The sequence below is a fragment of the Sphingobacterium sp. E70 genome, from assembly GCF_019285695.1.
Taxonomy (GTDB): Bacteria; Bacteroidota; Bacteroidia; order Sphingobacteriales; family Sphingobacteriaceae; genus Sphingobacterium; species Sphingobacterium detergens.
Map to the genome: position 1 here is coordinate 1019626 of NZ_CP079104.1, position 17294 is coordinate 1036919.

Sequence of the window (17294 nt, forward strand, 5' to 3'; positions counted from 1 at the left end):
ATTTGCTTTTAGTTTACCACCTTTTTCAACAATCAGAGCGGCTTTTGTCGCTTTCTCTCCTTTATGATAGTACCTGCAGGTATTTCTAAGGTCGCACCATCCATTACTTGTACATATCCTTTTAGCAAATATGTTTTTGAAGCACTTAAAACTTTGTTACTCGTAATTTTTCCTTCAATTACCTCAACATCTCCATTTCCTGGATTAGGATTAGGGTCAACTGGGTTTGGATCCGACTTACTGCAGCTGGCAATACTCATTGAGGTCGCTACTAAAGCTAATGCAAACCATTTTGAACTCATGTTTAATTTCATAATTTGTTTTTTTTCAAAGCTACGCGCCAAGTGTAACCTTAATGTTAACTAATATTTATTTAATCTTTAAAATCTATAACCAAATGAAAGAGATACATTTCTACCATATTGAATAGAATTTATTAAACGATCTCCCGCTTCATTATACTTTCCACTTTTGTCTACATCTTGATAGAAAATAGATTTACTATCCAATAGATTTCCAACATTTAATTTTAGCTCAGCTTTTTTGCAGCAAATTTTTTTGGAAAGCTGGAAATCCAAAACACTTCTCGGGGCTTCAAAGATATCAGGATATTCGCTTATAAAATTTCCATTCTCATAGCGTCCAAATCCTACTATATCTATTCTACGACCGATACGATTAAAGAACAAATTCGCGTCAAAAGGCGATCAGATGAATATTGAAGACCCAAGTTCAATAAGAAAGGAGATTGTCCATATAGTGATCTTTTATTTTCCATAGTCGATTGAGAACCTTCAAAATTCACCTCTGATTTCATAATCGCTGCATTTGTACTAAAAACCAAATTTTTGAAAAACTCTACATCTGGATCAATAAATCCAAAATCATGACGGATTTCAATTTCTCCTCCTAATATATATGCTTTCGGAGCATTCGTGAAGGACATTAACTTACTTGCTGGAGAAGATCCTGAAATAATATTTGATTCAATCGGATCTTTCAAATCTTTATAAAATGCCGAAACTGAGATCAGTTTTCCGAGGCTGGGGTAAAACTCATAGCGCAAATCAAAATTTGAAATTCTTGTTCTTTTAACATCTGGATTTCCTTTTTTTGTAATACCAGTCACAAAGTCATAAAAAGAAAAAGATGCTAATTCACGAAATTGTGCTCTCGCTAAGGTATTAGAGAAACTAAATCTCAAATTGGTTTTTGAATTTAGTTCATATGTCAAGTTAAGTGATGGCAAGAAATCATTGTAGGTATTGTTTACATTGTTTTCCTCACTAGAATTTAATGCTCCAGTAAGCAATTTCTCCTTGTAATTTTCATAACGAACACCTAAACTAGCTTTCAATTTTTCTGTAACTTTCCCCGAAAGCATTGCAAAGGCTGCATTTAGATCACCTGTACCTTCATAATAATTATCTGGGTTTGTAATATCCTCTAATATCAGGGTTTTATTGGAAATATTTTCTGGAGCAAAAATCTTATCCAATGGCATAGCTAATAAATTCTGCTGATCTGTTGTACTTTCGCTTAAATCCCTATATGCCAAAACTCTAGCATCGACAGTGCGTTTCTTATTTTGTTTTAAAATTCCTGTTTTAAAAGTTTGTTCTTGACCTAAAAATTTTGTCGATATAGACCAGTTTACAGCCCCACCATAAATATTTTCATTTAATGAGCTATAAAACCGACCAGCTCCTGATGGAGAAGGTATTGTACCTACACTAGCAGCGTATGGACTATTAGGATCGCTCCCCTCTTTTTTCGAATAAATTGTTCTTCGCAAATCTGGTTGATCCACATTTACGTTACTATAAGAAAGATTCCAAGAAAGTTTGGATTGTTTATCGTTATTAAGTAAATACTCTCCATCGAAAACAGAATTAAACATTCTTTTTTGAACCGTTTCCAGTAAGGTTACTTTCCTCATCTCTTTCGTTCCATCATCAAACCATCCTTCTCGTTGAGTATAGGATTGCTCTAAACCTTGATTAAAGATATTTTTAAAGGATAGCTTAAGATCATTTTTGATATATGATATGTTACCCAATGCACCGATATTTGAATTGAAGCGATAGTATGTATCATTATAACTAAAAATTTTAAGATCTTTACCTTGATCAAGAGTATTAAAGTCATTTCTTACTTCTGGTGAAATTGTTTCAGAATTACGGTAGGATAAGGATCCGATAACACCTAATTTACCTTCATTTCTAAGTAGATAGGAATTACCAAATGTAACCTGTGCATTTTGAGCCGGTAGTACTTTTCGAGTTTTTCAGTTACCCAAGTATTTTTAAATTGTTTACTATAATTTACTTTATCACTAAGATTCAGATTGGAATATTCTTGAAAAGACCCTGGAAAATTGTTTGGTAGTTTATTATCAGGATTCAACGTCGCAAAATAATTCCCAACTGTTCTCTTATTTCCATAAAAATCTTTAAAAGTACTCAAAGAATTATACCCAAGACCAACAGATACCTCAAAAGATTTTCTGTCAGGAAAGTCTTTTGTTTTTACATTTATAGCGCCTCCTGTTAAATCTCCTGGTAAATCAGCGCTTGCCGTTTTACTAATAACAATGTTATCGATCAGTGAAGAAGGAATAATATCAAATGAAAATGCTTTACGATCTGATTCCGTGCTTGGCAACGGACTATTATTTAGCAATGCTGAATTATAACGATCACTTAGTCCACGGATAATAATAAATTTATTATCTTGAACACTTGCACCACTAACACGCTTTAATACTTCACCCGTATTTTTATCTGGTGTTTTCTTAATTACTTCAGCTGAAATACCATCTGAAATTGAAATACTATTCTTCTGTTGTGCATACAATGCACCTATTGATTCTTTTTAAATGTACCTGTAATCACTACCTGATCCAATACTTTTCCCTCGGAATTGTCAAGAACCACATCTAAATTCGTTACATCCTTATCTTTAATCTCTACATCGGTGATTTGCTTAGTTGCGAAACCTAAATAGCTAAATTCTAATGTGTACTTTCCTGCTGGTACTGCAGGAATATTATAATTACCTGTTACATCCGAACTTCCTACACGTGCTGTGCCAAGAACCTTTACCGTCACCCCGCGATGGTCTCTCCTGTTTTGACATTTGTAACTTTACCTGCAACCTTCCCACTCCCTTGTGCATAAACTGTTGTTGACGCAGCTACGACGAACGTAATGGCAGCAGCGATTCTTTTAAGTTGTAATTGTGGTTCCAATTTATTTTGTTTTTGTTTCTGCAAAGCTATTGGCAGAATATTATATTAACATTAACAACGAATTACCATTACGTAAACCACTTGTTAATTTAATGTTACTTTGGAAATTTTAAATTAAGATTTTGGACAAAAACCCACCTGAAGCAGGATTTGAGCGATTATTCCATTATTTCGATGAGATGATATTAATGAAGTGTAATAAAATTATTAAGTCGAAAAGTTATTAACATATAAAGGTTAGTTTTAGGTTTTAGTACATTTACTTAAACATATCATTGTAATTCGATAAGAATAGATGTTCGTTCATATTATTGTTTAGAAGCAAGAATGATCTTATTATTGCAATAATATTGCATATGCAAAGCAATTTCTCTAAGTTTGAATATATTTTCAATTTTTGAGCATATGAGCAATCCGATCGTATCTACTGAGCAGCTAACATTCCGATATACCAATGCAAAAAGCATCGAATTTCCTGACATACATATCGAGAAAGGACAACATACACTACTATTAGGAGATTCAGGTACAGGGAAAACGACCTTGCTGAATATGTTAGGCGGTCTATCCCGACCTGATACGGGCCTTGTCAAAATTAATGATCAGGATCTTTCGCTATTATCAAATAGCAAACTAGACAAGTTCAGATCGCAATATATTGGGTTTATCTTCCAAGAAGCTCACCTTCTCAAAAATTTAACTTTGCTAGAAAACATCAAATTGGCACAGTCGCTGGCTGGTAAAAAAGTCGATGTAGATGAGATTCATCAGGTATTGAAACAATTGCAGTTGGACCACAAAACCGCGGCCTATCCAAATGAACTGAGCCGTGGTCAATTGCAACGTGCCGCGATTGCACGTAGTGTCATTAATAAACCGGCCCTACTCATTGCGGATGAACCCACAGCAGCTTTAGATGATAATAATACAAATCGTGTACTAGAACTTCTTTTGGGCATTGCAGATACCGCTGGCTCAACGTTGTTGATCACAACACACGATAAACGGATCAAGGATCAGTTTTCAAAAATGTATCTCTTAAAATAATTGCTTACAGCCCATATCTCTCACCCTTTTTATTCAACATTTGCTATGAACACGATACAGTTGGTTTGGAAAAATTTAAGTAGACAGTTTGGTTCTGTTTTTGAGTATCTTACTGACAGCTTTTGGAATTTCCATACTGGCAGTGCTCTCCATCACAGGTGAAACATTTGAAAAGCAACTCGACAACAACAGTAAGAACATTGACCTTGTCATCGGAGCCAAAGGTAGTCCACTTCAATTGATCTTATCCAGCGTATATCATATCGACAATCCAACAGGAAATATCCCCTTAGATGAACTCGAACCATTACGCCAGAATCCTCTTGTCCAATTGGCGGTTCCGCTATCCCTGGGCGATAATTTTAAAGGACACCGTATTGTGGGGACAGATTCTTCCTTTCTGACGATTTACGATACTAAAATAAACGAAGGGCGCATTTGGCAAAAAAACTTTGAAGTTGTTATTGGTGAGCAGGTCGCAAAAAAACACCACTTTAAACTAGGCGACCAAATCAACAGCTCACATGGACTGAGCAAAGATGGTCATAGCCATGACGAACACCCTTTTACGATCGTCGGTATTCTAAAGCAAAATAACAACGTAACGGACAACCTCATATTGACCAACCTTGAAAGCGTTTGGGATGTGCATGGTATTGCACATGCACACAACGACCAGGAAACTCCGGCACAGAAAGAACAACGTGAACGCGAAGAAGATGGGCAAGAGACTGTCAAAGCACACCAACATCACCACGGCGAAGACCTCCCGGAAAATTCTTCAGTTCAGACGACAACCGAAGAAAAAAAGCATCACGATCACGCAGATCACGACCATGATCATGAAGAGGAAGGTGTATTTGTCAAATCTATTGGAGCCGATATGGTTAAACAAAACGGACTGGAAATAACGGCTATCTTAGTAAAATATCAGTCACCTGCCGCTATTGGTATACTGCCCAAAATGATCGATCAACAAACAGATATGCAGGCTGCTTCTCCAGCAATGGAAAGTACACGTCTGTTTTCACTCCTAGGTGTAGGAATAGACTCATTAGCCATCCTTGCCTATGTCATTATGTTCATTGCGGGGCTGAGCGTGTTTATCAATCTCTATAATGCACTGAAACAACGTAAATATGATCTTGCTATTATGCGTACACTCGGTGCCTCTAAGGGCAAATTATTCAACATTGTCCTGCTCGAGGGTTTGACCATAACAATTGTCGGTGGACTGATAGGTTTGCTATTGGCACATTTGGCATTATATTATATCAGCAACCAAACAAGCCAGAGTGCAGATTTTATCGAAGCTTTTAAGTTACATCCAAAAGAATTGGTATTTTTGTTAGTAGCTTGTCTCATTGGCATTCTAGCCGCTTTAATTCCAGCAATCAAGGCTTATAAGACAAGTATATCAGGAACTTTGTCGAACAAATAGGTTAAAAATAGAATAAATGGATAATTGGGGTAAAAGCGTACGAATATCATATACGAGGTAAATCTTAAATTTGCGTCACCAACATCTCAATGCTCAATACGATATACTCAATACTAAAACAGATGAAACAAATTATTACAGCATTCGCATTTATATGCTTCTTTATACAAGCACAGGCACAGATTGGTAATAATCCCGATGTACCCGATCACACCCCATGATGAACAAAACATGGGATGCTATTGATAAAATGGCTTACAAAGTAACCTATAACGGCGCTAAAAAGGTCTATACTCCTTTTTATCCAAAAGAGCTCAAAGCGCTTGAAAACAAAGTGGTCGAATTACCGGGCTATATGGTACCACTACATAGTGGACGTAATCACAAGAACTTTATGATGTCTGTCCTACCTGTTATGCAGTGTCAGTTTTGTGGTTCCAACGGAATCCCGCCCATGGTAGAAGTAACCTTAAAGGGTGGGGCAATTAAATTCTCTGAAGATCCTATCAAACTAAAAGGAAAGATGGTTTTTACAAAGGATCCTCTTAAAGGAAACTCCGAAATCCAGATCATAGATGCTGAGCTTGCAAAATAAATAGAAACAGCATATCATCAATGCTGAATCTTGTCTATCGAAATAGATTAGGTTCACATTGATCTTTTATCGTACAGATTTATCTATTGATTAGTGAGGTCTCAAGACAAGCTGCCAAAGCTGCTGTCTCCGTACGTAAACGTGCATCCCCAAGGGATATCGGTTGAAAGCCCGCCGCTAAAGCCAAATCAATTTCCTCTGCTGAAAAATCACCTTCTGGGCCGATCAAAATAATATAATGCTGTCCTGCTTCAACTATTTGGTTTAGATATTTCTTATCGGAATCAACACAGTGCGCAATCGCTTTTTGGGTACCGTCCTTCGGAATATCCTTTATAAACTGTTTAAACGATACAGCGGGATTCAATTGAGGTAAATACGCTTTTAAAGATTGCTTCATGGCTGATACAATGACTTTATTCAAGCGGTCCAACTTTACTTCCTTGCGTTCTGAATGTTCACAGATAATAGGTGTAATCTCTTGAATCCCCACCTCGGTAGCTTTCTCCAAAAACCACTCAATACGATCGATATTCTTGGTCGGCCCAACAGCAATATGCAAATGATAGTTTGGCTGTTGGTAGTTCTCCTTGATACTTAAAATGCGAAGTACAGTACGTTTCGGATGTGGATCTATAATCTCAGCTTCGTACAGCCCGCCCCGACCGTCTATTAAATATAAGCGATCTCCCGTATTCATGCGAAGCACACGAATAGCATGTTTGCTTTCTTCCTCAGAGAGGATAAAGTTTTCTAAAGAAGGATTTAATTCCGGTGTAAAAAATAACTGCATGTACTGTTCATTGTGGCCTTATTCCGCTACATCATCGTCAGCAGACTCGACCAATTCCAGTTTGACAAATTCAATATTCTGTTGGGCTTTGCGGATAATTGTAAATACATAACCATATTCTTGCTTCCGCTCACCTACTTCAGGAATTTTATCAAAGATTTCACTGACCAATCCAGCCATGGTATCGTAATCCTGGCTTGCTGGTAATTCGATCGGAAGAAACTCATTCACATCATGAATGCTAGCTCCCGCATCTACCATATACTCTGTTTCAGAGATACGTTCGACAACAGGTGTTTCCTCATCATACTCATCTTGGATCTCACCTACCAACTCCTCCACAATATCCTCCAAGGTAGCCATCCCTGCTGTACCTCCAAATTCATCGAGCACAATAGCCAATTGAAGGCGTCGTTGCTGAAACTCAGCCATCAAATCATTGATTTTTTTGGTTTCAGGAATAAAGTATGGTTTCCGCATGATATTTTTCATCACCACTTCTTTGCCTTTAGCCAAAAGCGGAAGGATATCCTTGGTATGCACAATACCAACAATCTGATCGATATTATCCTCGTAGATCGGAATACGTGAATAGCCCTCCTCGGTCATCGTCTCAATCAATTCAGATGCATCTGCGGTCACCTCAACAGCGACAATCTTAGTCCTCGGTACCATAATATTCTTTACGATACGTTCGTTAAAATCAAAGACGTTTTTGATCAACTCATGCTCAGAAATATCCAATGCTCCGGATTCTTTTCCTTTATCTAAAAGGTATTGTAATTCCTCAGAAGAATGGGCAGATTCACCTTTTGTTACTTCAAATCCTAAAATTTTAAGCAGAAAATTAGCAAAACCGTTCAGGATCCAAATAAAGGGTCTAAAGATAAAATAGAAAAATTGCAGTGGGACCGCAATCTTCATTGTTGTCGCAACGGGTTTTTGAATTGCAATTGACTTGGGAGCTAACTCACCAAAAACAATATGCAATACGGTAATGATCGCAAAGGCTAACACATGTCCGGCTTTCGTTGCTATGCTACCGGTCAATTCAACACCAAAGAAACCCAATGCGCCCTGCACAATCTGGGTCATTACAGCTTCCCTACCCAACCTAAAGCCAGAGAAGAAAGTGTAATACCCAATTGTGTAGCGGCCAAATAACCATCCAAATGCTCCGTTATACTTTTGGCAATTGTAGCAACTTTGCTACCTGTTTTCGCCTGAACTTCAATTTGGGAGACTCGGACTTTGACAATAGCAAACTCAGCTGCAACGAAAAAACCGTTGGCCAATACTAAAAACAATGTCCAAAAATATCGAGCGCCATGCTGGGGTTATTTGTTAACAAATTCTGTTTTGTACAACTCAATAGCTTCTATCAAGATTCTTTGTGCTTCTTCACGTCCTTTCACCCCTTCAACGATAACGTGTTTCTTTTCTAAAGCTTTGTAGCTTTCAAAGAATTGTACAATTTCCTTCATTGTGTGTGGCGGCAATTGTTCAATGTCTTTAATGTAATTGAATACAGGATCATTTTTGGCAACAGCAATGATTTTATCATCTTGCTCGCCACCATCAACCATATTCATTACACCAATAACTTGCGCTTCCACCAATGTTAAAGGTAAGATATCAACCGAGCAAATCACCAAAATATCCAAAGGATCTTTGTCATCGCAATAAGTCTGTGGAATAAAACCATAATTGGCGGGATAGACAACAGATGAACTCATTACTCTGTCCAAAAGCAACAAACCTGTTTCTTTGTCTAATTCGTACTTTCCTTTGGATCCGTTTGTAATCTCAATGATAGCGTTTACGGCATTTGGCACATTCTCACCTGGAGAAACCATGTGCCAAGGGTTTTGTTTACTCATTTTTTATTTTACTGTATATTTTGTTTGTTTCTTTTGTCTTTTATTCGCTTTTTAAGCAAAGTAATTGCAATAGGCAAAAATGCGACCACGATCATCCCAACGACAACATATTCAACATAATGGATAATCCATGGGAACTCCATCCCCAAGAAATAACCGGAAAGAGTCAATATCAAGACCCATATTAAAGCTCCACTGACGTTATATAAAACGAATTTTTTGAAATCTAATTTTACAACACCCGCAAAGATAGGAGCAAAAGTACGAACTATTGGGACAAATCTACCTATAATTAATGCTGTTCCTCCATATTTATGGTAAAATTCTTCCGCCATCACCACATATTTCCGCTTAAAGATGATGCTATCCTTTCGCTTAAATAACATGGGACCGGCTCGATAACCGAACCAATAACCTGTAAAATTACCCAATATTCCTGCCCCCAACAAGCCCAAACAAAGCGTGTAAATACTCACGTCAATCTTATTGAGACAAAACAATCCCGCTAAAAATAATAAATAATCGCCGGGTAGAAAAAACCAAAAAACAGACCTGTTTCGGCAAATACGATTAAAATAACTAAATAAAACCCTCCCGAACTTAAAAGTTCTTCGGGATTCATTAGTTGTTGAAATGACAACAAAAGTTCATGCATAACTTTCAGTAAAAATCAATGTTGTTTTCTTCATTTTAGAATCCAAACCTACTTTTATCCCTGTACAATTTTAAAACAACAAAGTACAAATATAGTATTCTTCTAAAAAACGAAAGTAAATCAAGTGTAATATAATCTTGTTATTGATTTTGTGCAGTTATGCTAATAATGGACTCACGGATAGTCTCAGCAATCTGATGAAGCTCGTCTTCACCTAGACTTAACTTAGGCCCAGCAAAATTTAGGTCACTTATTTTATTGATCGGAACAAGATGGATATGTGCATGCGCAACCTCCAATCCTACGACAGCCACACCAACCTTAACACATGGAATTACCTTTTTTATCCCTTGTGCAACAATTTTCGCAAATACCCAAAGCGCCATGTATTCATCATCTTCGATATCAAAAATGTAATCTGTTTCTTTCTTCGGGATGACCAGTACATGACCTTTTGCCAAAGGACTGATATCCAAGAAGGCTAGAAAATCATTACTTTCTGCAACTTTGTAAGCTGGAATCTCTCCAGCAACGATTTTTGAAAAAATTGTTGACATATTATTCTATATTGGAATAAATTCTTTTTGTAATAACGTATTGAGATATTAGTATTGGGTATTGAGACTTCGGGTTGTACCAGCCATCGGCTTGCATAAGGAAAGTCTAATGTCTAATATTTCCTATCTAAATACATTTTATAAAAACGACCATACGTAACATACTTATGATGTTCACAACAAATATAAACAAAAAGGTCGCGATTGCTAGAACCCGACCTTCTTAATATAAAGTTAATTTGTGGATGTGCGGTTATGGCGTACCGCACATAACCGACATATATTATCTTGAAATTTCTACAATTTCAAATTCGATCTTACCTGCAGGCACTTCAATCTCTGCAGTATCACCTTTCGATTTACCCAATAACCCTTGCGCTATTGGTGACTTAACAGAGATCTTACCTAATTTAAGATCTGCTTCAGACTCAGCAACCAATTGATAAGTCATCACAGCTCCATTTTTTTATTTTTGATCTTAACAATTGACAAAGCCAATACTTTCGATGTATCCAATTTGGATTCATCAATCAAGCGAGCTGTAGCCAATGTGTTTTCCAAATTGGCAATTTTAGCTTCATGAAGCCCCTGCGCTTCTTTAGCAGCATCATACTCCGCATTTTCAGACAAATCACCTTTGTCCCTAGCCTCTGCAATTGCATTGGCAATTTTAGATCTTCCTTCCGTCTTCAGATAAGCTAGTTCCTCTTTCAGCTTACGCAATCCTTCTTCCGTAAAATAAGTTACTTCTGCCATAATTTTATCTTTTTTCTTATTTTCTACATTTTAAAAAAGAAACAAGACCATATTACCCTCGTCGGGAAACATGGTCTCGCTTTCAATCTATACGAAGATAATAATTGTTTTCAACAAAACAAATTCTTATCTATCAAATATAATCAAATCTCCTCTTCGTCAACAAATTTATAACCCAACCCTCTCACCGTTTGCAGATAATGCGGCTTATCAGGGTTTGTTTCGATCTTTTTCCGCAGGCGCACAACGTGCATATCCAACGTACGTGTATTTACATTTGAACTATAGCCCCATACCACTTCCATCAATTCCTCACGTGTAATCTCCCGACCCAAATTTTGAAGAAAATGCAATAAAATTCTGTTTTCCAGAATAGTTAGTTCAACCTTTTTACCATCACGGATTAATGAATGGATATTTGTGGTGCTCTGTCTGCCCAAACTTGTAGATCTCTGGACTATTTTTAGGAAGAAAAAACTTCACCTTATTATCTATCATAGCAATCAACACGTCCATATTGAACGGCTTACTAATATAGTCCGTCACACCAAAGCTATAAGCCTCAATCTTGTCCACATCCTGGGATTTAGCAGTCATCATAATAATGATATTCTCAAATCCTGCTTTACGGACATCTTCGCAGATCTCGTTACCTTCTTTTCCAGGAGCATCCAATCTAACAGGACCACATCGGGCCTCTTTTCCAAGATTAAACTTTCTGCTTCATTCCCATTTCCGCTTTGGATGACTTGATAGCCTTCAGATTCTAATCGATGTTTTACCAAGAAACGTAAGTTCTCATCATCTTCAATAACAGCAACAGTGATGTCTTTATTCATATTTAAATTTATTTTTTAAACCGGAAATACCAACGTAAAGGTAGTGCCTTGCCCCAATTGACTTTTGACTGTAATGTCCCCACCTATAAACTCAGTGATTTCCTTACAGAAAGCCAAACCTAAACCAATACTTCCTTGCTGATTATATTGACTTTTTATTCTATAAAACTTTTTGAAGATATTGTTAAACTCCGCCTTCTCTATCCCAATCCCTTCGTCCTTAAAAGTGATAACAAAATTCTTCTTATTTTGTTGTATCGTAATATCCAAGATTTTATGCCCCGCTTTCGAATACTTATAGGCATTATCTATCATGTTTTGAAACACGCTACTTAATAACACTGGATCTGCCAGCATCGATGTTCTTACATCAATTTTTGTGCTAATTTTAAAGTCAGCATATTTTATTCTTGAAGAAGCAACCAGATTTTCGGTAAATTCCTCCAGATCGACCTCTTCTTTGTTTAATTTAATGGTTTTATTTTCAATCTGGCTAAAAGACAATAATTTATTCATTAGATTATTGAGCCGATCAGCCTCCTGGTCCAATATATTACCATACATTTTTCTTTCCTCATCGGAAAGTATTTGTGTACTCTTAATATTATTCCCGGCAATTTTTATTACACTAACAGGTGTTTTAAACTCGTGGGTCAAATTGTTAATAAAATCATATTGCAATTTAAAAAGTCTTCCGTTAATTTCTAAATTTCTATAAATTAAATATAGAATTGCTATTAAAATAATGTAAATCAATGAAATGCCACCTAGTACAGGCCAAAAACTACGATTTATTTCTGCCGAAAGAAAACTTTTACTCGATCTGAAAAGCAATTTATAATCAGCCAAAGCTCCGGGCAATGGCATTTCTGTTGAAATTTCATCGTCCTCAGGTGTAATTGGCGCGCCGACCAATGGCACAATCGCTACCTTTTCGTAAAGATTTGCATAACTATTTTTCACCTCCAAATACATTGGGTCAATCTGAAAGTTGAACATATCCTGTTCATAGCCGACAGTATGATCTAGATTCCCTTCCATAATGGATTTATAAACAATCAGATCATTAACCCTGGGTATATTTAAATACGTAATCTGCCCCGGCCTGATCGTATAAAATACCTTTAAAATATCCTTATCAGAAAGCTTCGCATTTGCCTGAAGCTTATCAATATAAGTAGCAAGTTTAACCCCAATATTATTAATTTCCTCAGAATGCAGCCCCATTTGAGCACGGTCGAGAATTGTATTTTTATTCAATCCCGATCGGGACACCGTAAAAAAGGTGATGGTTTTGGGCTGAATCCGCAGGTTATTAACGATAAAACCATAGTTCAAATTATGATCATTATTGAATTGCAGATCAAAAAAACCTATTTCACGTACAAAAGGATAAGAACTTAAAATACTATATGCATATTTTTCCGCTTGTACAGAATCCAGAAAACCTTGGTAAAAAGACACCTCGGGGATTCTATTTTGAAAAAAAAAGTCGTTAAAAGGAATCAGAGTCTGATCAAAAATTTCAGATTTTCTATTCGTAAATTCATTTTTATATGCGATTCAGTATAATTTCTAGATAGAAAAAGCGCAAAAATATAAAGGCCACTGATGACGATAAAAACATCAACAATAATCCGTAATTTTTTCGATAGCTGTATTTTTCTGCTTTCATATGCTGCCTCTAGTCTGCTAGATATTTTGCCAAAAACCGCTCCAGCTCATTATAATAGCCAAATACATTCTCATCTTTTTTAAAGGTCCTATCTTCATCTTCCTTTAGAAAATACTGCACAGGAACATTATTGTTCTTTAATTTTTGAACAAATTGATTGGCATCCGTCACAGAACTAAACCGATCTTTTCCACCTTGAACCAACAGCACAGGGATCCTTACTTTATCAGAATGAAAAACAGGCGATATATTTTTAAACAGCTCTGCCTCCCTGATAGGGTTACCAACGATCTGATACATCTTCTGTACATAAGATTTAAAATAAGGTGGAATGTCCCTAAAATAGGTGAATAGGTTTGTATATCCCGAATAAGAAACCGCGCATTTATAAAGATCCGAATTGAAACAAGCAGCATGAAGCGCAGAGTATCCCCAAATCCCTTTCCGACAATAGCGACACGATTCTTATCCGCTATCCCCTCTTTGATCAGCCACTTCACTCCATCAGTAATGTCATCTTGAATTTTTCCGCCCCATTCTTTAAAACCTGCTGTCCAAAACTTTTTCCGAACCCTGTCGAGCCTCTATAGTTCATCTGAAAAACCAAATATCCTCTGTTTGCCAAAAACTGTGCCTCATTATCAAAGCCCCACACCTCACGCCCATTTGGTCCATCATGTGGCAATACCACCATTGGAAGATCTTTTCGATTGGAATGAACTGGATAGGTTAAGTATCCGGATATCTCTACCCCATCTCTCGCTTTATAAGTAATAAACTCATTTGGAGACAACTCCTTGTCTTTAAGATCAGAATTATTATCGGTTAATTTGGTCAATTTTTTGTGGTAAAATCATAAAAATAAATTCCACCAGGATTAACATCTGTATAGGTTTTAATAATCACTTTTTCGCCTGAAGCATCGGTATTAAGAACTTGGAATTCAAAACCATCAATCTGCTTAGACAATTCATCATATTTCCGCTTTGTCTGCTCATCGAAAAAATGTCTGCTTTGCCTTGAGGTTGTATAATTTACAAACAACAAGCGATTTAGCTCGGAAAATAACCTCCTGGACTCATGTCAACCTCTTTATGGCTAAAAAGCTCGCCCAGTTCCCTTTCATTGACCAGATCATAGCTCACCAAGGCCAATTTATCACGGTTTATATTCGATAGTGCATAGATAATACTATTTGAACTGTCTTTATATCCCAGCGGAGTGAAACTACTTTCTACATCACAACGTATGATCTCCTTGAAAGGTTCTTTCTCAGAAGGACGGAAAAGAACAGATTGTTGTACGGAATCGTTTGCAATAGCCAAACGTATCTGTCCATCATTGGAAGCAATCCAGGAGCTCATATTGCCCGGATTTTGTAAGATCAATTCACGTGGTCGACCATCCAAATAAATACGATATAGATCAAAAAAGAGGAATCACGATCATTAATCCCCGCAACAAAACCCTCTCCACCAGACACCGTCGAATGAATCCATCTAAACCGCGCACGAACTGGCTTAATTAATGCCCAGATTTTTTCAGTGTTAATATCCACAGCATACAAACGCAAACTGTCTTGGGAAGATTGTTCTGTCAAAAAAGAAATCTTAGAATCGTTATTCCAGGCAAAAGATTTTACATTGATATCATTCTGATAGGTTAATTGCTTGGAGCTATCCTGATGCTTCAAATCAATCAAATAGATATTTTTGCAATGATTGTCCATGCCGATATAGGCAATAAACCGACCATTAGGGGAAATCTTAAAATTTGATTTTTCAGGTGTGGAAAAGAATTGATTGATGGGTATAGGATCAACCTTATGTTGTTGGCATCCCAACATAGTCAATGCACAAAAAAATAAAACAGTCCAAAATTGCAACCTCATAATCCCAAATGCGTCCTTATCAATTAACTCAAATATTGTAATTAAATACCAAATTGCAGTCAATGCAACCTTATTTTTACAAGATATAGTAATTAAACGTAATATTCAAAAATAGCGTATAAAACCGTATTTTTGTTTATGTTTTTATACAATGTCTCTGTTATAGCAGAAGAAACGATCCACAATGACATCGTTTCTTGGATTCAGGATAATATCGTGCAATCCCAAAAATTCCAAGTGCATTTCCTCGAAATGCTCCAGTCGCCCCATGAAGGAATGACTTATTGCATCCAAGTAGTTTTACCTTCTGAAGAACATATTGCAGACTTCCAACAGGTACATTTGATACCATTGCAACAATTTATTTCAGAGCTGTACAAGGACAAAGTTTTCCTTTTCGACAGTACAATGAAATACTTAAAAAAATAAAGAGCTCTAGCGCTCTTTATTTTTTTAAGTATGTATACAAACTAAAATTCTTAATTCATCTTATTTTTCTTGGATTCCTGATCCTTTTCACCAATTTCCAAAGCTAATTCATAACGTGGATCATAACTTATTTTAGGCGTTAAGAAATGTAATAGGATCAATCTCGCGTACCTAAAATTAAAGGGAGCAAAAACGAAAATAGTAACCGCCAAGCCAACCAAATAGAGCCAAGGAGACTCACTTCCGGTCAAAATCGCAATAGCAACAGATACAGATACAATCTCAGCAACAGAAAGAGCATAACTGACATACATCGCCGCATAAAAATAGCCCGGCTCAACTTCATATTTAACACCGCAATGCGGGCAAACGTCATTCATCTGCTGCTTCCGCAGGCTATAGACCTTTCCTTCAAATACTTTTCCAACATGACATCTAGGACATTTGGAATGTATCATTGCGTGAAATTTGGATGTCGGCATCAGAGTCTACTTTATCTCGTTAATAAATTTCTTGGTTGGAGAATTCTTTTTACGGTATTTCTTATACCACAGATACCCCAGTCCTGCTGCTGCCAAATAGGGAATCACCAATAAAAATAAGATTCCATCATTCAACCCTCGTCCTTGCATATTACCATCTTTGGTAGAATTCTCAGCAGTCAATGTACACATCGCACATTGTGCTTGAGAAATAGATACTGTCGAGCAGCTTAGGGTAAATATTACGAGTAGATATTTAAACCATTTCATAGTCCAAAGTTACTGAAAATTTAGCGATTAGCCCACCAATACTTCAAATTTGTCCCAAAAACCATCTTGCGGCAATGAGGCTACCAATTCCATCTTTTCTTTTTAATGGGATGTGTAAACGCTAACGACCGTGAGTGCAAACAGATACTTCCCATTGAACTTCCTCTTGGATACCCGTATTTGTTATCGCCAACAATAGGACAACCCATTGCTGCCAACTGTGCTCGTATCTGATGTGTACGACCTGTTAGGGGTTCAACCCGCAAGAGGTAGAATCCATTTAATTCACCCACTATTGCATAGTCCAATTCAGCGTAGGTACCACCTTTCACTTCACGCGGAAATGCTTTCGTTACTCTTGTCTGTCTATTTCGAATCAACCAGTTGATCAATTTACCTTCAGCATTACGTGGGCGTTGCCGCACGATTGCAAAATAAGTTTTTTCACCATCCGGTCTTGAAAGAACTTATTCATACGTTCGAGGGCTTTACTTGTCTTCGCGAAAAGAATCATGCCGCTGACAGGCCTATCCAAACGATGAATGACACCAACATAAGCATCATTGGGCTTGTCATATTTCTTTTTCAGATAGATCTTCACCATATCCTCCAATGAAACATCCCCAGTTTCGTCAACCTGCACAATATCGCCCGCTTTTTTATTAATCGCTATCAGATGATTATCTTCAAAGATCACCTCTTTATCTGTAATTTCAGATTTATTCATTTCTTCT

At 36.9% G+C, this 17294-nt stretch carries 22 protein-coding genes and 4 pseudogenes; 4 read left to right on the forward strand and 22 right to left on the reverse strand.

The window, feature by feature from the left end; genetic code table 11:
* Window positions 1-32: 32 nt before the first annotated feature.
* The 6 genes from KUH03_RS07350 to KUH03_RS07375 all read right to left on the reverse strand — a co-directional run bounded on the left by KUH03_RS07350 (window position 33) and on the right by KUH03_RS07375 (window position 3250).
* Window positions 33-344: a hypothetical protein gene (locus tag KUH03_RS07350; RefSeq protein WP_257092214.1), complete on the reverse strand. Its 312-nt coding sequence runs from the start codon at window positions 342-344 to the stop codon at window positions 33-35.
* A 36-nt stretch (window positions 345-380) separates the two neighbouring features.
* The gene (locus tag KUH03_RS07355; protein ID WP_257092215.1) at window positions 381-689 is read right to left on the reverse strand and encodes a hypothetical protein; all 309 of its coding nucleotides are present in this window, start codon (window positions 687-689) and stop codon (window positions 381-383) included.
* Entirely contained in the window at window positions 659-2059 is a 1401-nt protein-coding gene (locus KUH03_RS07360; RefSeq protein ID WP_257092216.1) for a TonB-dependent receptor domain-containing protein, read from the reverse strand. The genes KUH03_RS07355 and KUH03_RS07360 overlap by 31 nt, the downstream gene beginning before the upstream one ends.
* 146 nt (window positions 2060-2205) lie before the next feature.
* Window positions 2206-2856: a TonB-dependent receptor plug domain-containing protein gene (locus KUH03_RS07365; RefSeq protein ID WP_257092217.1), complete on the reverse strand. Its 651-nt coding sequence runs from the start codon at window positions 2854-2856 to the stop codon at window positions 2206-2208.
* A gap of 5 nt (window positions 2857-2861) precedes the next feature.
* Window positions 2862-3110, reverse strand: coding sequence for a carboxypeptidase-like regulatory domain-containing protein (locus KUH03_RS07370; protein ID WP_257092218.1), 249 nt, complete (start codon window positions 3108-3110; stop codon window positions 2862-2864).
* On the reverse strand, window positions 3107-3250 hold the full coding sequence (locus KUH03_RS07375) for a hypothetical protein (protein ID WP_257092219.1): 144 nt from the start codon (window positions 3248-3250) through the stop codon (window positions 3107-3109). Before KUH03_RS07375 ends, KUH03_RS07370 begins: the two co-directional genes overlap by 4 nt.
* Window positions 3251-3655: 405 nt before the next feature.
* Here KUH03_RS07375 and KUH03_RS07380 point away from each other — a divergent pair, with 405 nt between their 5' ends.
* From KUH03_RS07380 to KUH03_RS07390, 3 genes are all read left to right on the forward strand, one after another.
* A complete protein-coding gene (locus KUH03_RS07380) occupies window positions 3656-4297 on the forward strand; it encodes an ABC transporter ATP-binding protein (protein ID WP_257092220.1) in 642 nt (213 codons plus the stop codon).
* Between the two features lie 100 nt (window positions 4298-4397).
* On the forward strand, window positions 4398-5738 hold the full coding sequence (locus KUH03_RS07385; protein WP_257092221.1) for an FtsX-like permease family protein: 1341 nt from the start codon (window positions 4398-4400) through the stop codon (window positions 5736-5738).
* Between the two features lie 217 nt (window positions 5739-5955).
* A complete protein-coding gene (locus KUH03_RS07390) occupies window positions 5956-6333 on the forward strand; it encodes a hypothetical protein (RefSeq protein ID WP_257092222.1) in 378 nt (125 codons plus the stop codon).
* 79 nt (window positions 6334-6412) lie between these two features.
* Here KUH03_RS07390 and KUH03_RS07395 read toward each other — a convergent pair whose 3' ends face one another.
* The 13 genes and pseudogenes from KUH03_RS07395 to KUH03_RS07455 all read right to left on the reverse strand — a co-directional run bounded on the left by KUH03_RS07395 (window position 6413) and on the right by KUH03_RS07455 (window position 15379).
* Window positions 6413-7126, reverse strand: a complete 714-nt coding sequence (locus KUH03_RS07395; RefSeq protein WP_257092223.1) for a 16S rRNA (uracil(1498)-N(3))-methyltransferase — start codon at window positions 7124-7126, stop codon at window positions 6413-6415.
* A gap of 18 nt (window positions 7127-7144) precedes the next feature.
* Window positions 7145-8221 (reverse strand): hemolysin family protein, encoded by a 1077-nt coding sequence (locus tag KUH03_RS07400; protein ID WP_373564660.1) that lies wholly within the window; start codon window positions 8219-8221, stop codon window positions 7145-7147.
* Entirely contained in the window at window positions 8221-8433 is a 213-nt protein-coding gene (locus KUH03_RS48280; RefSeq protein ID WP_373564661.1) for a CNNM domain-containing protein, read from the reverse strand. Before KUH03_RS48280 ends, KUH03_RS07400 begins: the two co-directional genes overlap by 1 nt.
* A 30-nt stretch (window positions 8434-8463) precedes the next feature.
* Window positions 8464-9006, reverse strand: coding sequence for an inorganic diphosphatase (locus KUH03_RS07405; protein WP_120259915.1), 543 nt, complete (start codon window positions 9004-9006; stop codon window positions 8464-8466).
* A gap of 8 nt (window positions 9007-9014) precedes the next feature.
* The gene (locus KUH03_RS07410) at window positions 9015-9482 is read right to left on the reverse strand and encodes a DedA family protein (protein ID WP_306429510.1); all 468 of its coding nucleotides are present in this window, start codon (window positions 9480-9482) and stop codon (window positions 9015-9017) included.
* A gap of 319 nt (window positions 9483-9801) precedes the next feature.
* On the reverse strand, window positions 9802-10218 hold the full coding sequence (locus KUH03_RS07415; RefSeq protein WP_108635710.1) for an HIT family protein: 417 nt from the start codon (window positions 10216-10218) through the stop codon (window positions 9802-9804).
* Between the two features lie 283 nt (window positions 10219-10501).
* Window positions 10502-10974, reverse strand: a pseudogene (greA, locus tag KUH03_RS07420) (transcription elongation factor GreA).
* A 143-nt stretch (window positions 10975-11117) separates the two neighbouring features.
* Window positions 11118-11813: pseudogene (locus tag KUH03_RS07425) on the reverse strand (response regulator transcription factor).
* A gap of 15 nt (window positions 11814-11828) precedes the next feature.
* Window positions 11829-13277 carry a sensor histidine kinase KdpD gene (locus KUH03_RS07430; protein WP_257092224.1) on the reverse strand — a complete coding sequence of 483 codons (1449 nt, stop codon included), beginning with the start codon at window positions 13275-13277 and terminating at the stop codon, window positions 11829-11831.
* Window positions 13278-13497: 220 nt separating this feature from the next.
* A pseudogene (locus KUH03_RS48285) lies at window positions 13498-14182 on the reverse strand (alpha/beta hydrolase family protein).
* 140 nt (window positions 14183-14322) lie between these two features.
* Window positions 14323-14535 (reverse strand): hypothetical protein, encoded by a 213-nt coding sequence (locus KUH03_RS07445; protein ID WP_257092226.1) that lies wholly within the window; start codon window positions 14533-14535, stop codon window positions 14323-14325.
* A gap of 5 nt (window positions 14536-14540) precedes the next feature.
* A complete protein-coding gene (locus tag KUH03_RS07450) occupies window positions 14541-14876 on the reverse strand; it encodes a hypothetical protein (protein WP_257092227.1) in 336 nt (111 codons plus the stop codon).
* On the reverse strand, window positions 14873-15379 hold the full coding sequence (locus tag KUH03_RS07455; RefSeq protein ID WP_257092228.1) for a hypothetical protein: 507 nt from the start codon (window positions 15377-15379) through the stop codon (window positions 14873-14875). The genes KUH03_RS07450 and KUH03_RS07455 overlap by 4 nt, the downstream gene beginning before the upstream one ends.
* A gap of 138 nt (window positions 15380-15517) precedes the next feature.
* On the opposite strand from KUH03_RS07455, the gene KUH03_RS48290 reads away from it, so the two are divergent.
* Window positions 15518-15808 (forward strand): DUF4286 family protein, encoded by a 291-nt coding sequence (locus tag KUH03_RS48290; protein WP_120259911.1) that lies wholly within the window; start codon window positions 15518-15520, stop codon window positions 15806-15808.
* Window positions 15809-15858: 50 nt separating this feature from the next.
* Here KUH03_RS48290 and KUH03_RS07460 read toward each other — a convergent pair whose 3' ends face one another.
* The 3 genes and pseudogenes from KUH03_RS07460 to KUH03_RS48295 all read right to left on the reverse strand — a co-directional run bounded on the left by KUH03_RS07460 (window position 15859) and on the right by KUH03_RS48295 (window position 17287).
* A complete protein-coding gene (locus KUH03_RS07460; RefSeq protein WP_257092229.1) occupies window positions 15859-16290 on the reverse strand; it encodes a DUF983 domain-containing protein in 432 nt (143 codons plus the stop codon).
* Window positions 16291-16296: 6 nt separating this feature from the next.
* The gene (locus tag KUH03_RS07465; protein WP_257092230.1) at window positions 16297-16560 is read right to left on the reverse strand and encodes a hypothetical protein; all 264 of its coding nucleotides are present in this window, start codon (window positions 16558-16560) and stop codon (window positions 16297-16299) included.
* An 80-nt stretch (window positions 16561-16640) separates the two neighbouring features.
* Window positions 16641-17287: pseudogene (locus tag KUH03_RS48295) on the reverse strand (RluA family pseudouridine synthase).
* Window positions 17288-17294 lie beyond the last annotated feature (7 nt).

Bases quoted from the DNA above. Each gene is read 5' to 3' on its own strand.
- KUH03_RS07380 (WP_257092220.1), top strand. From the start codon at position 3,656: ATGAGCAATCCGATCGTATCTACTGAGCAGCTAACATTCCGATATACC.
- KUH03_RS07390 (WP_257092222.1), top strand. From the start codon at position 5,956: ATGATGAACAAAACATGGGATGCTATTGATAAAATGGCTTACAAAGTA.
- KUH03_RS07395 (WP_257092223.1), bottom strand. From the start codon at position 7,126: ATGCAGTTATTTTTTACACCGGAATTAAATCCTTCTTTAGAAAACTTT.
- KUH03_RS07400 (WP_373564660.1), bottom strand. From the start codon at position 8,221: ATGACCCAGATTGTGCAGGGCGCATTGGGTTTCTTTGGTGTTGAATTG.
- KUH03_RS07405 (WP_120259915.1), bottom strand. From the start codon at position 9,006: ATGAGTAAACAAAACCCTTGGCACATGGTTTCTCCAGGTGAGAATGTG.
- KUH03_RS07415 (WP_108635710.1), bottom strand. From the start codon at position 10,218: ATGTCAACAATTTTTTCAAAAATCGTTGCTGGAGAGATTCCAGCTTAC.
- KUH03_RS07455 (WP_257092228.1), bottom strand. From the start codon at position 15,379: ATGAGGTTGCAATTTTGGACTGTTTTATTTTTTTGTGCATTGACTATG.
- KUH03_RS48290 (WP_120259911.1), top strand. From the start codon at position 15,518: ATGTTTTTATACAATGTCTCTGTTATAGCAGAAGAAACGATCCACAAT.
- KUH03_RS07460 (WP_257092229.1), bottom strand. From the start codon at position 16,290: ATGCCGACATCCAAATTTCACGCAATGATACATTCCAAATGTCCTAGA.
- KUH03_RS07465 (WP_257092230.1), bottom strand. From the start codon at position 16,560: ATGAAATGGTTTAAATATCTACTCGTAATATTTACCCTAAGCTGCTCG.